At 66.1% G+C, this 15,364-nt stretch carries 13 protein-coding genes; 7 read left to right on the forward strand and 6 right to left on the reverse strand.

Annotated features, from left to right (window positions below; genetic code table 11):
• Positions 1–92: 92 nt before the first annotated feature.
• Entirely contained in the window at positions 93–2,444 is a 2,352-nt protein-coding gene (locus AC6LJY_RS08580; protein ID WP_498135745.1) for a cytochrome P450/oxidoreductase, read from the reverse strand.
• Positions 2,445–2,516: 72 nt separating this feature from the next.
• Entirely contained in the window at positions 2,517–3,506 is a 990-nt protein-coding gene (locus AC6LJY_RS08585) for a Bug family tripartite tricarboxylate transporter substrate binding protein (RefSeq protein ID WP_498135746.1), read from the reverse strand.
• A gap of 306 nt (positions 3,507–3,812) precedes the next feature.
• Between AC6LJY_RS08585 and AC6LJY_RS08590 the strand changes: the two genes are divergently transcribed.
• The 7 genes from AC6LJY_RS08590 (at position 3,813) to AC6LJY_RS08620 (ending at position 9,677) form a co-directional block, all read left to right on the forward strand.
• Positions 3,813–4,604 carry an IclR family transcriptional regulator gene (locus tag AC6LJY_RS08590; protein ID WP_219992779.1) on the forward strand — a complete coding sequence of 264 codons (792 nt, stop codon included), beginning with the start codon at positions 3,813–3,815 and terminating at the stop codon, positions 4,602–4,604.
• A gap of 96 nt (positions 4,605–4,700) precedes the next feature.
• On the forward strand, positions 4,701–5,699 hold the full coding sequence (locus tag AC6LJY_RS08595) for a Bug family tripartite tricarboxylate transporter substrate binding protein (RefSeq protein ID WP_046807670.1): 999 nt from the start codon (positions 4,701–4,703) through the stop codon (positions 5,697–5,699).
• A 51-nt stretch (positions 5,700–5,750) separates the two neighbouring features.
• Positions 5,751–6,734, forward strand: a complete 984-nt coding sequence (locus tag AC6LJY_RS08600) for a tripartite tricarboxylate transporter substrate binding protein (RefSeq protein ID WP_498135747.1) — start codon at positions 5,751–5,753, stop codon at positions 6,732–6,734.
• A gap of 36 nt (positions 6,735–6,770) precedes the next feature.
• Positions 6,771–7,415: a flavin reductase family protein gene (locus tag AC6LJY_RS08605; protein ID WP_046807672.1), complete on the forward strand. Its 645-nt coding sequence runs from the start codon at positions 6,771–6,773 to the stop codon at positions 7,413–7,415.
• Positions 7,416–7,451: 36 nt separating this feature from the next.
• Positions 7,452–8,066, forward strand: a complete 615-nt coding sequence (locus AC6LJY_RS08610) for a glutathione S-transferase family protein (RefSeq protein ID WP_498135748.1) — start codon at positions 7,452–7,454, stop codon at positions 8,064–8,066.
• 130 nt (positions 8,067–8,196) lie between these two features.
• Positions 8,197–8,811, forward strand: coding sequence for a carboxymuconolactone decarboxylase family protein (locus tag AC6LJY_RS08615; protein ID WP_120157634.1), 615 nt, complete (start codon positions 8,197–8,199; stop codon positions 8,809–8,811).
• On the forward strand, positions 8,808–9,677 hold the full coding sequence (locus tag AC6LJY_RS08620; RefSeq protein ID WP_314355521.1) for an amidohydrolase family protein: 870 nt from the start codon (positions 8,808–8,810) through the stop codon (positions 9,675–9,677). Before AC6LJY_RS08615 ends, AC6LJY_RS08620 begins: the two co-directional genes overlap by 4 nt.
• A 54-nt stretch (positions 9,678–9,731) precedes the next feature.
• Here the strand turns inward: AC6LJY_RS08620 and AC6LJY_RS08625 are convergent, their stop codons facing one another.
• The 4 genes from AC6LJY_RS08625 to AC6LJY_RS08640 form a co-directional block, all read right to left on the reverse strand.
• Complete coding sequence (locus AC6LJY_RS08625; protein WP_046807675.1) at positions 9,732–10,694, reverse strand: LysR family transcriptional regulator; 963 nt, start codon at positions 10,692–10,694, stop codon at positions 9,732–9,734.
• 66 nt (positions 10,695–10,760) lie between these two features.
• Positions 10,761–11,732 carry a Bug family tripartite tricarboxylate transporter substrate binding protein gene (locus tag AC6LJY_RS08630; RefSeq protein ID WP_046807676.1) on the reverse strand — a complete coding sequence of 324 codons (972 nt, stop codon included), beginning with the start codon at positions 11,730–11,732 and terminating at the stop codon, positions 10,761–10,763.
• A gap of 43 nt (positions 11,733–11,775) precedes the next feature.
• The gene (locus tag AC6LJY_RS08635) at positions 11,776–14,139 is read right to left on the reverse strand and encodes an acyl-CoA dehydrogenase family protein (RefSeq protein WP_498135749.1); all 2,364 of its coding nucleotides are present in this window, start codon (positions 14,137–14,139) and stop codon (positions 11,776–11,778) included.
• Positions 14,136–15,359 (reverse strand): CaiB/BaiF CoA transferase family protein, encoded by a 1,224-nt coding sequence (locus tag AC6LJY_RS08640; protein WP_498135750.1) that lies wholly within the window; start codon positions 15,357–15,359, stop codon positions 14,136–14,138. Before AC6LJY_RS08640 ends, AC6LJY_RS08635 begins: the two co-directional genes overlap by 4 nt.
• Between the last annotated feature and the right edge of the window lie 5 nt (positions 15,360–15,364).

Below are 15,364 nucleotides of genomic sequence, written 5' to 3' on the forward strand. Positions count from 1 at the left end.
ATAAACGAACTAATGAATGCGTAGCCATCCGCCGTGCAGGCGGATGGTATCCACGATTGGCGGGGTTGGTAGCCGGGTCGGTCAGTCCACCGTCACAACTCCAACACCACCTTTCCACCCCCACACGAGCGTGAGCAGCAGGCCATCATCTTGTTATTCGCGTCGCGCTCGGCGCGCGTCAGCACGACGTCGCGGTGGTCGATATTTCCTTCCAACACCCGCACTTCGCACGATCCGCATAGGCCTTCCTCGCAGTCGCTCTGCACGTCGATATTGGCGCCGCGCAGTGCGGTCAACAAGGTCTGATCGGCGGGCACGTTGATGACGATGCCCGAGTCCTTAAGCACGACTTCAAATGGCTGTTCCTTGGACGGGTCCAGCGTGCCCAGGGTGGAATGAAAATGCTCCACGCGCAGCGCATCTTCCGGCCACGCGGCGCAGCACGCCGCCAAGCCATCCAGCAAGCCTTGCGGGCCGCACGCATAAATCTGCGTGCCGGCATCCGGCTGGGACAACAGCGCCGCGTAATCCGCGCGGGTGCCTTCGTCTTTAACATGAACATGCAGGCGGTCGCCGTGCAACGCGACAAGTTCGTCCAGCATCGCCATGCAGCTGCGTGACCGCCCGCTGTAATGCAGTTGGTAATCCAGGCCCAATTCCTTGGCGCGTCGCGCCATGGCGCTGATAGGGGTAATGCCGATGCCGCCGGCAATCAAGATCAGCTTGTCGGCCGCTTCATTCATGCGGAAGTGATTGCGCGGCCCCCGGATGCGCAAGCGTGCGCCGGGTGTCGCGTTCGCGTGCATCCACGCGGAACCGCCTCGGCCTTCTGTTTCCTTCAACACGGCAATTTCAAATACACCGGCTTCCGAAGGATCTCCGCACAAGGAATATTGACGCGACAAGCCCGTGTCGCCGCATTCCACATCAATGTGCGAGCCCGGCGTCCAGCGCGGCAGCGGCTTGCCATCGGGCGACACCAAACGCAGGCGCAGGATGCCGTCAGCGGCTTCGACTGCGCTTTGCACGACGACGGGCCGCGTGATGGCGTGCGACGAGGGCTCGCCGATGCGCACGGGGTGCTGATCATTAAGTAATTCCGGCGACGCCAGTTCCGGATTCTGCTTCGGGTCCCATTCCACCCACAAGTGCTCCGGCCCACGAAACGAGGTGTTGGGCACATAGGTAAACGCCTGTTCCGACAGCTTCATATGCGGCAGGCGGCGCGTGAGTTCCTCCAGGAATATCTGCATTTCCATGCGGGCCAGGTTCTTGCCCATGCATTGGTGCGAGCCGTAGCCGAAGGTGAGCTGGTCGCTGGCGTTTTCGCGGCGGATGTCGAAGAGGTCGGCGTCGTTGAATTGGCCTTCGTCGTGGTTGGCGGACGACGTGACGATCAGCAGCTTGGAGCCTGCCGGAATCGGCACACCGGCGATTTCGACGTCGCGCGTGGCCAGGCGGCGCCACGCGGCGACGGATCCGTTATGGCGCAGGCATTCTTCGACGGCGTTGGGAATCAGGTCGGGGTCTTCACAGATCTCGCGCCAGGCGTCGGGGTGTTGCAGCAACAGCTTGATGGCGTTGGCCGATGCGTTGGCGGTGGTTTCGTGGGCGGCGACGATGCCGGCCATCATCATGGAATGCAGGTAGGAATCGGTGACGACTTCCGGATGCGTCTGCTGCTTGCGCAGGCCGTATTGCATCCAGCCGGGGCCGGACGGGTCTTGGCGCATCTTGTCCAGGATCTTGCCGGCCAGCTGCCAGAAGTTGCCCACGGCATGCGCCACGGCCACTTGTTCTTCAGGCTTGGGGCGACCCCAGGTGTTGACGGTGTGCGCGATGGAGTATTGGCGCAGCAAGTCCATGTCTTCTTCGGGCACGCCCAGGAAATGCAGCGCCACGGTCAGCGGCACTTCCCACAGCATCTGGTCGACGAGATCGGCGCGGCCGTCGTTGATGAAGCGGTCGACGTATTCGCGGGTCAGGCGGCGCACCATGGGTTCGTGGTGCTTGAGTTCTTCGGGCGTGAACGGGTCCATCAGCACGCGGCGGCGCGGCATGTGGGCGGGCTCGTCTTCGTTGACCAGCGTGCGGTTCATGGCGTAGCCGTACGACTCCAGCACGGCGTTGGCCTCGGGGCCGGTGGGGGTGATTTTTTCCAGCGCGATGGACGGGCTGAAAGTGATGTTGTCGCGAAAGATGCCCTTGATGTCTTCGTAGCGCGTGACCACCCAGTAGCCCAGCTTGGGGCTGTAGAACACGGGTTCCTGCTCGCGCGCCCAGCGCACGTATTCGGGCGGGTCTTGCTGATAGCCATCGCCAAAGGGGTCGAACTCGGCCGCGCGCGAGCTGACGGGGCAGCCGGTTGGGCTTTGCATCGCGGCAAGCGCCGCGTGATCGATGGGACAGCCCGACGGGCGCGAGGAAGAGGGCGATTGGCTCATGATGCTTTCCGTGTATTCGTGATGCATCGGCCTGCCGCGTGGGCGGCAGGCCGCGGGTGGTGATGGCTGCGCTTAGTCCAGCGTGATCTTCAGATCGCTGATCAGCTTTTGCCAGCGGGCGCGTTCGCCTTTCAGCATGTCGGCGTATTCGGCGGGCGTGTTGCCGACCGGCTCGATGCCGAATTCCACCAGGCGCTGGCGCGTGGCCGGGTCGTTGATGGTGGCGACCACCTGCTTGTTCAGCGCGTCGATGACGGCGGGCGGGGTACCCGCCGGCACCACGACGCCCACCTGCGCGGCGGCCTCGACGTTCTTCAGGCCGATCTCGGCAAAGGTGGGCACGTTGGGCAATTGCGGCAGGCGCGTGGGGTTGGCAACGGCCAGCGCGCGCACTTTGCCGCCATTGATGAAGCCCGCGCCGGCCGCCAGGTCGACCATCATGGCGGGGATCTGGCCGCCCGCCACGTCAGCCAGCGCGGGCGATGCGCCGCGATACGGCACGTGGGTCATGGTCAGGCCGCTTTCGACTTTCAGCAGTTCCATGGCCAGGTGGTGCGGGCTGCCCGCGCCAGCGGAACCGTAGTCCAGGCCTTCCTTGCGTGACTTGGCCTCGGCCAAAAATTCCTGCACGGTGTTGACCTTCATGGACGGGCCCACCACCAGGATCATGGGAAAGCGGCCCATCAGCGTGACGGGCGCCAGGTCCTTGACCGGGTCATACGACAGCTTCTTGTACAGCGCCGGGTTGAACACCAGCGTGCCGTTGTCGGCGGACAGCATGGTGTAGCCGTCGGCCGGGGCGCGCGCGGTTTCCGAGGCGGCAATCGCGGTATTGCCACCCGGCCTGTTCTCGATGACGACGGGTTGGCCCAGGCGGCCGGTCAGGCCCTGGCCGATGCTGCGGGCCAGGAAGTCGGACCCGCCGCCCGCCGCGTACGGCACCACCCAGCGCACGGGTTTGGACGGGTAGTTGGCCGGTGCGGTTTGGGCAAACGCGCTGGCACAGGCCAGCAGGGGCAGGGCCAAAAGGCCGGCAAGCAGGGGGTGTTTCAGGGCGCGCATAGGCTGTCTCCGTATTGGGATGACCTGATGGCATCCCTTCTTTTGCGTAAATCATATACGCAATGCGTAATTTTTCAAGAAGGGTTAACCTTGGATCCGCGCCGGCAGGCCCCCAGCCGCCCCGCGCGCCCGCATTCGCCAGGAATCACCGCTGATATGACCCCATCCAAGCCGTCCAAGAAGATGCCCGCCAAGTCCGCCCGGACGTCCGACCAGGTTGCCCCCAAGGCGTCGACAAAGGCGTCGACAAAAGCATCCACGAAGGCATCCACCAAGGCATCCACGAATGCGGATGTGAATCCAGAAATGATGGGCGCCCGCCCGCTCGAAAGGCGCCAGCGCGTGCAGGCCGCCGAGACCGGCATGGTGGTGTTGAAAGGCCTGGCCCGAATGGGCGGGCGCGCCAGCCTGACCGCGCTGGCCGCGCACGTGGACGAAAGCCCCGCCAAGGTGCATCGCTATCTGATGAGCCTGATCGCCGAGGGCCTGGTGGACCAGGAAGTGGCCACGCAGCAGTACCACCTTGGCCTGGAAGCGCTGATGGTGGGCGTGGCCGCCATGCGCCAGGCGGACCCGTTGCGCATCAGCGAACCCGTGTTGATCCGGCTGCGCGAAAGCCTGGCGGTGACGTGCTTCATCGCCGTGATGGGCAACAAGGGCCCGACCATCGTGCGCTTCGAGGAACCGGCGCTGCCCGTCACGGTGAACGTGCGCGTGGGCTCGGTACTGTCGATGCTGTGGTCCGCGACCGGACGCGCGTTTCTGGGCGCTTTGGACGAAGCCCCGATCCAGCGGATGGCCCTGGCGGAACTGGCCGAGGCGCCCGACGATTTGCGCGCCTTGCTGGACCGCGACGATCCCATCGGTGGGCTGCGGCGTCAGGTGCAAGCGGCCGGCTGCGCCACGGTCAAGGATACGAACCTGCGCGGCATCAGCGCCGTGTCGGCGCCCTTGTATGACCACACGGGCCGGCCCTGCGCGGTGTTGACGGCGCTGGGCGCGACGGGTGGCTTTGATGTGTCGCCCAACGGCAAGGTGGTGGCGGCGGTAAAAAAAGAAGCCGCGGCCGCCAGCGCGGCATTGGGGTACGTGGCGTAGCGCGCGCAAAGCAGATATGCGATACCGCGCATAGCGCCGGCCCGGCCCGCCGCATACCATGCTTCAAACACAAAAATCACAAGGTTTGGAGACGGTATGAAGATCGCAAGGGCGCTGACCTCGGTCGGCCTGTGGCTGCGGGTGGGGGCGGCGGTATCCGCCGTCGGGATGATGGGGCCGGCCGTGGCGGGCGCCTATCCTGACCACTCCATCCGGATGGTGGTGCCGTTTCCGGCGGGGGGCGCAACCGATTTGATGGCGCGCGCGCTGGCGCAAGGGCTGGGCGACAAGCTGGGCCAAGCCATCGTGGTGGAAAACCGGGGTGGCGCGGGGGGCACGATTGGCGCGGAAGCCGTGGCCAGCGCGGCGCCCGACGGCTACACGCTGCTGTACTCGACGATGGGCGTGCTGACCATCAACCCGTCGCTGTACCCCAAGCTGCGCTACGACCCGCAAAAGAGCTTCGCGCCGATCTCGATGACCAACCTGACGTCGAATCTGCTGGTGGTCAATTCCGATCTGAAAGTGAATTCCGTGGCGGAACTGGCGGCGCTGGCGAAGGCGCGGCCGGGCGAACTGACGTTCAGCTCATCGGGCAACGGCACGACCAGCCATCTGGCAGGCGAAATGTTCAAGTCCACGGCGGGTGTGGACATCCGCCATATCCCGTACAAGGGCACGTCGGGCGCCATCAACGATTTCCTGGCGGGCCGGATATCGATGATGATCGACACGTCATCCAACTTCATCGAACAGGTCAAGCTGGGCAAGGTGCGCGCGCTGGGCGTGACCAGCCGCCAGCGTTTGCCGGTGCTGCCCGATGTGCCGTCGATTTCAGAAACGCCGGGCTTTGAGTCGTACGAAGTCAGCCTGTGGTCAGGTGTGCTGGCGCCTGCCGGTACGCCGCGCGCAGTGATCGACAAGCTGAACCAGGACATCGCGGCGGTGATGACGTCACCGCAAATGGTCGAGCGCATGGCGGCCTACGGCATTCAGACCACGCACAGCACGCCCGAAGCGTTCGCCGCGCAGATCAAGACGGACACGGCGAAGTGGGCCAAAGTGATCGAGCAGTCCGGCGCCAAGTCGGACTGATTGCGAGACGGCCATGGGCGCGCGCTTGATCGCCCTTCAACGGGAAATTCCATGACATCGATGAATCCGTTTCGCTTGGCCAAAGCGGCCATGGTGGCGGCGCTGGCTGCACTGCTGATGCCCACCGCCCAGGCCGCGTCTTATCCTGACCGCCCCTTGACGCTGGTGAATCCGTACGCGGCGGGCGGCCCGGCCGACGTGGTGGCGCGCAGTCTGGGCCGCGCACTGGAGAAGCGGCTGGGCCAACCGGTGGTGGTGGAAAACAAACCAGGCGGCGGCGCGTCCATCGGCACGGGCTTTGTGGCCCGCGCCAAGCCGGACGGCTACACCTTGCTGCTGGGCACGTCCGCCGGCCACGTGGTGACGCCGCTGATGCAAAAGACGCCCTACGACGGGGTGGACGGCTTCGCGTTTTGTTCGGTGGTGGCCGTGCAGCCCATCATGCTGGTGGTGAACCCGGCGCGTGGCATCACCACGGTTGCGCAATTGGTGGAACGCGCCAAGGCCGAACCGGGCAAGCTCAGCTACGGGTCGGCCGGCGTGGGCGGCGCCACGCATCTGGGCGCGGAACAGTTCCAGCAGGCTGCGCACGTGCAGCTCAATCACATTCCCTACGCCGGCGCATCACCCGCCATCAACGATGTGGTGGGCGGCCAGATCGACCTGGCCATGCTGAACCTGTCGGCCAGCCTGCCGTTCATCCGCCAAGGGCGGCTGGTGGCGTTGGCGTACGCAGCCGACAAGCGTTCCCCGCTGTTGCCCAACGTGCCCACGCTGGCCGAAGCCGGCGTGGCGGGCGCCGAGGCCGCTACGTGGTACAGCCTGGCCGCGCCCGCCGGCACGCCGCCCGACATCGTGCAGCGCTTGAGCAGCGCCGTGCAGGCCGTGAACGACGACCCGGAATACCGGCGCGTGATGCAAGAGCAGGCGATAGAGCTGATGTCCTTATCGCCCGCCGAGGCCGACGCCTACGTGCGCCGTGATCGCGCCGGCATGCAGCGGTTGCTGGGCTCGTTGGGGCTGCTGGCAAAATGAAAAACCTTCGTAACGCCGCCGCAGGGCGATGCCGCCATGAATTTTGATTTCAGCCAACTGGCGTCCGCCGATGCGTTCAAGCTGCTGTCCAGCGTGGTCGTGCCACGGCCTATTGCCTGGGTGGTGACACAGTCCGCGCGCGGCGATCTGAACGCAGCGCCGTTTTCGTTTTTCAACGTGGTCAGCAGTGACCCGCCCATCGTGGCGCTGGGCATCGGCCCGCGCGCCGGGCAGTGGAAGGATTCGTCGCGCAACATCATGGACACGGGTGAATTCGTGATCAACGTGGTGTCCAGGGAATTGGCCCGGCAGATGAACCAGACCAGCCTGGATTACGACGCCAGCGTTGACGAGCTGGCCCGCGTGGGGCTGTCCACGCAGCCATCGACGCTGGTCGCGCCGCCGCGCATCGCGCAAAGCCCGGCAGCGCTGGAATGCAAGGTGTGGCAGGTGATCGAGGCCGCGCCGCATCGCGTGATCGTGTTGGCGCGCGTGGTGGGCATGTATCTGCGCGACGACGCGTTGCTGAACCGCGATCGCTTTCATGTGGACACGCCCGCGTTGGGCTTGCTGGGCCGCATGCATGGCGCGGGTTGGTACGCGCACACAAGTGATTTGTTCCAGATGCTGGCGCCCACCGCGGCCAACGACCCGTCGGTGCTGCCCGCGCAAGGGCATTGATGCGCGCCCCGTCGCGCAACCCCAAGGAGAACCACGATGAAGTTGCATTGGTCGCCCAGGTCGCCGTTTGTGCGAAAGGTGATGATCGTTTTATACGAAGGTGGTATTGAAGACCGCGTGCAGTTGGTGCGCACGCCCGTCGCAATGGACAAGCCCAATCTGGATCTGGTGGCGGACAATCCGCTGATCAAGCTGCCCACGTTGGTGTTGGAAGATGGCACGGCCTTGTACGACTCGCGCGTCATCTGCGCGTATCTGGATGGGCTGACGGGCGGTCGGCTGATGCCTGGCGATGCCACGGCGCGGCTCGTGGCCGAGCGCCGGCAGGCGCTGGGCGATGGGTTTCTGGACGCGTTGTTGCTGTACCGCCAAGAGCGCAACAAGCCTGTGGAAAAGCAGACGGTGGCTTGGCTGGACGCGTTTGCGCTGAAGGTGCGTGCCGTGCTGGCCGCGCTGGAAGCCGAGACGCCCGCGTTGTCGGCCAGCGGCTTCGACCTGGGAGTGATTGCCATCGGTTGCGCGCTGTCGTACCTGGATTATCGTTTTCCGGATATCGATTGGCGCAGTGGCCACCCCAAGCTTGCCGCCTGGCATCAAGGCTTTTGCGCGCGCCCGTCGGTGGCGCGCAGCCAGCCGGATGAAACGCCGTGAACGCGCCGTATCGAACGTGGCCCGATGATGCGCGGGTCGTTGCGTGGGTCGATGCATGCGTCATTGCGTGCGTCGATGCACGCGGCGCGTCCGACTTGGCGCCGCGCCACAAACTGAACCGAGGATGATGATGAGCCGTATCCCGCTGCCTTCCCCCGACAGCATGACCGACGACCAGAAACGCGTGTACGAGAAGATCGTCTCCGGCCCACGCGGGCGCCTTGTTGGCCCGCTGCGCGCGGCGCTGCACAGCCCCGAACTTGCCGAACGCTGGCAGGCGTTGGGCGCCTTGCTGCGCTTTGGCACCAGCCTGCCGCCGCGCGTCAGCGAGCTGGCCATTGTGGTGACGGCACGCCGCTGGAACAGCCAGATCGAATGGCATATCCACGCGCAGGCAGCGCGCGCGGCGGGCATTGCAGACGCCGTGCTGGACGCCATCCAGGCGCGCGAGACGCCGCGGTTCGACACGCGCGACGATGAAGTCGTCTACGAGTTCTCGCGCCAGTTGCAGGAAACCGGCCAGGTCGATCCCGACCTCTATGCCGAGGCGGTAGCGCGATGGCAGGCGGTGGGCGTGGTGGAGCTGACGGCGGTGATCGGCTACTACACCATGGTGTCCATGACGTTGAACGCACACGACATCCCGATGCCGGACGACGCTCCCGCGCCGCTGGATATTCCGACGCAAGACGGCGCGCCTGCCTTGAGCCCATTGGCGGCGCTGCCGCGCAAGGAGCAGCCATGACGCCCGAGATGCCGCGCATGCCCGTCACCCCCAGGCACGCGCTACCCGCCTTGGCCTGCGATGCGCATTGCCATGTGTTCGGCCCGTATGACCGCTTTCCCCTGCAACACGCCTCGTCCTATGCCGCGCCGGACGCGCCTGCGCCGCGCTACCTGCGCATGCTCGATACCCTGGGCGCGGCGCGCGGGGTGTTGGTGCAGCCCGCGCCCTATGGCGTGGACCCGGCGGCGTTGTTGGACGCTTTGGCGCAAGGCGGTGAGCGGCTGCGCGGCATCGCGGTGGCCGACCCGTCGGTGACCGATGCGCAGTTGCAGGCGCTGGTGGATGGCGGCGTGCGCGGTCTGCGCTTTCTGGAAGCGCGCGACCCGGCGGGCAATTTGTTTCCCGGCAGCGTGGGCTTTGGGCAGATTGCCGCGATGGCGCCGCGCATGAAACAGTTTGGCCTGCATGCCCAGCTATGGGCGCCTTGTGATGCGTATGTGCAGCATCTGCCGGCGTTGGCTGCGCTGGACGTGCCGATTGTGATCGACCATCTGGGCAGCCTGGTGCCCGCGCGTGGCGAACAGGATGCGGCCTTTCAGCTGCTGCGCGGCTTGCTGGCGGATGGGCGAATCTGGATGAAGCTGACGTTGTGCCGCGTGGGCGCCGCGCCCGACTATGAAAATGCCCGCTACATCCACGACGCCTTCACGGCCGCCAACCCCGATCAGGTGCTGTGGGGATCGGACTGGCCGTTCGTGCGCATGGGCGCGGCCGCGCCGTCGGCCGATGCGCTGGTGGACGTGGCCTATGAATGGCTGGGCAACGACGGCTTGCGCAAGAAGGTATGGGTGGACAACCCGGCGCGCCTGTACGGGTTCGATTGAGCGCGGCAGGCGGACCTGCGGCAGGCGGACCTGCGGCAGGCGATTCCTCGCCCCTCAAGGTTCCGCGTGCCACACGCCTTCGCCGCCGATTTCGCGCACCAGCGTTTCAATCTGCGCCGCCACTTCCATGACGGTGCGGCCCGGTCCCTTGGACCTGGAAAACGCCATGGAAATGATCCGGCCCATCGTCGGGTCGCGCAGCGCCGCGATGCTTAACCGGCCTTCCTGCACCTCTTGCCAGACGGCATGTAGCGGCAGCACGGTGTACATGTTCTCGTGCTCCACAATCGACTTCATCAGCGGCAATGAATCCGCTTCGATCAACGGGGCGATGGTGATCTTGCGCGCTCGCGCCAGGCCGTCCAGCGCATTGCGCAAGCCGTTCGGCGCGCCCGGCAGGATAAAGGGCAGGCCGTTAAGCTGGTCGAACGTGACTTCGCCCGATGCGGTGCGCGTATCGCCCGCCGCGCCCACCAGATAGGAATCCACGTAGGCCAGCGCCTGCTCGCCCGGCGGGCACTTGTCGCCATAGCGGTACAGGATGGCGATGTCCACGCGGCTGTCCGTCAGCCACTCTTCGATCTGGCCGCTGGAGCCTTCAAGAATCTTCAGGTGCACCTTCGGAAAGTGTTTGCGCAAGCGCGAAAACAAGCGGCGGATCAGCGGATGCGCGGTGGACGGCAACAGCCCCAGCGTGACTTCGCCTGCGGGCTCGCGCGCCTGGCCGTTAAGCTCAAGTTCCAGCCGTTCGGCGTCGCCCAGCAGCGTTTGCACCAAGGGAAACAGCCGCTGGCCCACCTCGGACAAATTCACGCCGCGACCGGTGCGGTTGAACAGCCGCGCGTTGCACTCGCGTTCCAGTGCGTTGATGCGGCGGCTGAGAACGGATTGGTCCTGGTCCAGATAGAGCGCGGCGCGCGTGATGCTGCCCAACTCCGCAATCGCCAGGAACGCCCTCCATTTGTTCAGGTCGGCAGTCAGGTCCAGGCTTAGCCCGGTGGCTTTGGCGAAAGGCATGATGGCGGGGCGGGGTCGCAGGCAGAAGGAACGGCATAAGCGTACGGCAAAGCGCGTGGCAACGGGTCATTCCAGCCCAAGCTTGCCGCGTCGGATCACGTCTCCCCATTTCTTGGATTCGGTTTCCATCAGCGTGCGGTACTGGTCCGGCGTGCTTGCCGCCGGAATGGCGCCCTGGTCGATCATCTTCTGGCGCAGTTCGGGTTCCGCCAGGGACTGGGCGATGGCCGCCGCCATCTTGTCGACGATGTCCTTGGGCGTGCCGGTGGGCGCGATGATGCCGTAGTTCGATTCCACGATCACGCCGGGAAAGCCCGCCTCGCGGGTGGTGGGCACGTCGGGCAGGCCCTCAAAGCGTTCGGGGCTGGCCACCGCCAGCGCGCGCAGCTTGCCTGCCTTGATGAAGCCCAAGGCGGCCGACGCGTCACCCGGGAACATCTGCACTTCGTTGGACAGCAAGGCCGTCACGGCGGGCGCGGCGCCCTTGTACGGCACGTGCATGATGTCGATGCCCGTTTGCTGCTTCAGCAGTTCGCCGCCCAGATGGGGCGTGGTCACGTTGCCGGCCGAGCCGTAGTTGTATTTGCCCGGATGCTGCTTGGCGCTGGCGACGAAGGCGGCCAGCGTGGTGTCGGGCAGCGACGGGTTCACCATGACCACTTGCGGAATGCGCGCCACCAGCGACACATACTGAATGGTGCTGACGTTGTAAGGCACCTTCATGACGTGCGGCAGGCCGGTGATGGCCCCCGGCACGCCGAAGCCGAACGTGTTGCCGTCCGGCTCGGCGCGCACGGTGGCGTCCACGCCGATGGTGCCGCTGGCGCCCGCCTTGTTCTCGATGACGATGGTTTGCCCCAGCCGCTTGCCCAGCGCGGGTGCCAGCAGGCGGGCCAGGTTGTCCACCGAGCCGCCGGGCGGGTACGGCACGATCAAGCGGATGGGCTGGCTGGGCCAGGGCTGCGCGGCCTGCGCCACGGGCGCCATCGTTGCGGCCAGCAATACCGCGGCCACCGTCAATGCGGGTGCTTTTTTCATTGTCTCTCTCCTGATGGCGCCCAGTCGTGCCGGCGCGATGTTGTTATGCGCCGTCCAGGCCCAGGACCTGTTTGGCGTAGATGTTGCGTTGAATCTCGTTGGTGCCGCTGAAGATGGTGGCGGCCAGTGCGTTGAGGTAGGGCGCCAGCGCCTGCACGCCGCCATTCCCATCCCGATCCCCATCGCCGTAGCCCAGCCGCATGTCGGCGCCGCCGTATTCCTCGGCAATCTGGATCAGCAGGGCGCCCAGTCGTTCATGTGTTTCGGTGGCCCAGATTTTCAGTAGCGACAACGTCGGCGGCAACGGTCGGCCGGCCCGGGCCATATCGGCAAACACGCGGTACATGGCGGTCAGGTCGGCGCTGTCCATCCGGAGTTCAGCCAGGCGGTCCGTAAAGGCGGGGTCGGCCAACAGGCCGCGTTGCCGCGCGATGCTGAAGATCTGTTGCAGCGCATGGCTCGCGTGCTTGGGGCTGCCGGAAAACAAGCGTTCAAAGCCCAGCAGTGCCTTGGCGATACCCCAGCCGGCGTTCAGTTCACCCACCAGGTTGGCGCGCGGCACACGCACCTGATCGAAGAACACTTCGCAAAACTCTTCGCGGCCGGACAGCGTGCGGATGGGGCGGCGGCTGATGCCGGGGCTGGCCAGGTCCACCAGCAGGAAGCTGATGCCCGCCTGCTTCTTCACCGTCTTGTCGGTACGCACCAGCATGAACATGTGCGTGGCGTCCTGCGCCAGCGTCGACCATGTCTTTTGCCCGGTCACGATCAGGTCGTCGCCGTCGATCACGGCTTCGCATCGCAACGCCGCCAGGTCCGAACCCGCGTTGGGTTCGGAATAGCCCTGCGCCCACACGGCCTTGCCCGACAGGATGCCCGGCAGGAAGCGTGCGCGTTGTGCCTCGGTGCCGTAGCGGATCAGGATGGGGCCCAGCATGACCAGGCCCTGGTCGGGTGCGCGAGCCACGCCATGGCGCTCGGCCTCTTCGATGAAGGCGATCTGCCGCGCGGGCGACAAGGCCATGCCGCCATGCTCGCGCGGCCACGATGGTGCAATCCAGCCCTGGCGCGACAGCGTGAAGTACCACGGCTTGATCTCATCCCAATGCAGCCGCCACGGCACATGCCGCAGGTGCTGGGGATAATGCGCGTGAAAAAAGCGGCGCAACAGCGCACGGAAGTCGGCTTCGGGCATGCCGTTCCAGTCGGCGTCGCGGGGAAATTCCCCCGGCGATGACGGTGTGGCGGTGTCGTCAGCCGGAGGCGAGGGCGCATCAGCCAGTGCGCCGTAGCGTTGACGATGCGCGGCGGCGTTGCCCAGCCACGCGGCCAGGTGCAAGGCGCTGCGAAAATACAGGCTGACGTCGCATTCGTCGGTGTAGCCGATGGCGCCGTGCAACTGAATCGCCAGGCGCGTGGCGTCCAGCCCTGCACGCGCCGCGCGGGCCTTCACCCGGCTGGCGGCAACCTTGCGAGCGGTGGCGACGTCCGGGTCCGTGGCGTCGGCCAATGTCGTTAACGCGTCCTGCAAACTGCTGGCCGCCAACTCCACCTGTAGCGCCGCGTCCACCAGCCGGTGTTGCAGTGCCTGGAACGATGACAGCGGCTTGCCGAATTGCTGGCGCGTGTTCAGGTAGACCACCGTATCGGCCAGCACCTGCCGCGCCACGCCGATCAATTCGGCCGATTGCATCAGGCGGCCGTAATCCAGGGCATGGTCCACGGCGTCCAGCACAGCGTCCTGGGACAGCAGCGCGTCGGCCGGCACGATGGCCGATTCGATGCTCAGGTGGCAGGCGGGCGTGCCGTCCGCGCGCGCATGGGGGCGCACGGTAACGCCGGGCGTGCCGGCGGCCAGGTAGAACAACAGGGTGCCTGCTTCGCTATCGGCCGTTACCAGCCAGCCGTCCACGGCGGCGTCGGCAATGACATGGCGCTTTTCGCCGTTCAAGACATAGGCGCCTTCGCGCGGGGTGGCGCTGACGCCGAACACGCCCGCGGCCTCGCCGGCTTCCAGCTGCCCTTCGGTTTCTTGCCAGGCCAGCGCAATCATCCGGGTCCCATCGCACACCGCTTGGAGCAGGGTGTCGCGCAAGGGGGAGTCCGGCAGGGGTGTGATTGTCGTGAGCAGGGTTGCGCCCAATACGCCCACGCCCACCAGCGGCTCGGGCAATTGCGCGCGTCCGGCTTCTTCGATGACGGCGGCCATCGCGTGCCAGCCCAGGCCCAGCCCGCCCATGGCTTCCGGCACGCTCATGCCGAGCCAGCCGGCGTCGGCGATCTGGCGCCAATAGGCGCGATCGGCGCCGCTTGCCGAGCGCTTGCGCTGGCGCTGGTCGCGGCGCGACAGAAAATCACGCGCGCTGTCGCGTATTTCTTCGATCAAGGCAGGGTCCACGCTGCTCATACGATGCCCTCGGCGTGCAGGTGCGCGATCTCGTCGTCGGACAGCCCCAGTTCGGCGCGCAGCACCTCGGCCGTATGCTCGCCCAGCAGGGGCGGCGGCAGGCCCGGCGCTATCGGCGTCTTGGAAAAATGGATGGGGTTGTTGATGACGGGCATGTCGCCCAGTTCAGGATGCGCGATGCGGCCCAGCACCTGGCGGTGCCGTACCTGCGGGTCTTCAAACACCTGGTCCATCGTGTAGATCGGGCCGCAGGGCACGTTGGCCGCAGCCAGCGCGTCGTTCCATTCGCCGGCGGTGCGCGCCTGCATGGCCGGCTCGATCAGGCGCGACAACTCGGCTTGCGCGGCGGCGCGTTTGGGGTTGCTGGTAAAACGCGCGTCGTCGGCCAGCGCGGGCAGCCCGATCACCGCGCAAAAGGCGCGAAACTGCGTGTCGTTGCCCACCGCCACCATCAGGTGTCCATCGCGGCAGGCAAACGCGCGAAACGGCGCGGTGATCTGCGAGGCCGACCCCATGCGCGCCGGCACTTGGCCGCTTGCCAGATAGTTCATGCCGATGTGCGACATGGCGGCAATCTGCGCGTCCAGCAAGGCCAGGTCGATATGCTGGCCTGCGCCGGAGATCTGGTCCCGATGGTGCAGCGCCGCCAGTATGGCCGCCACCGCGTAAAAGCCCGCCGTGATGTCCGACACGGAATACCCCGCCTTGACCGGCCCCGCGCCGGGTTCGCCATCGGGCACCCCGGTCACGCTCATCAGCCCGCTCATGGATTGAAAGATCGGGTCGTAGCCGGGCAGATGGCTGTACGGGCCGGACTGCCCGAAGCCGGTGATCGAGCAAATCACCAGCCGGGGGTTGACCTTGGACAGCGCGTCGTGATCCAGCCCGTAGCGGCGCAGGTCGCCCGCCTTGAAGTTCTCGATGACGATGTCGGCGCGCTCGGCAAGCCGGCGAACCAGCGCCTGGCCGTCGGGCTTGGAGATATCGATGGTCAGCGATTTCTTGCCCCGGTTCATCGCCACAAACGACGAGGTCTGCCGACTGGGTTCGCCATGGCGATCCGGCATTGGATAGCCCTGGTGCCGGACGTCGTCGCCCCGGCCCGGGCGTTCGACCTTGATGACCTCGGCGCCAAAGTCGGCCAGCATCTGCGCGGCCCACGGCCCGGAGAACACGCGGCTTAAATCCAGGACTTTGACGCCCTCTAATGCTCGGCTCATCGGTC

It is taken from the genome of Achromobacter sp. RT286_PF, assembly GCF_059760425.1.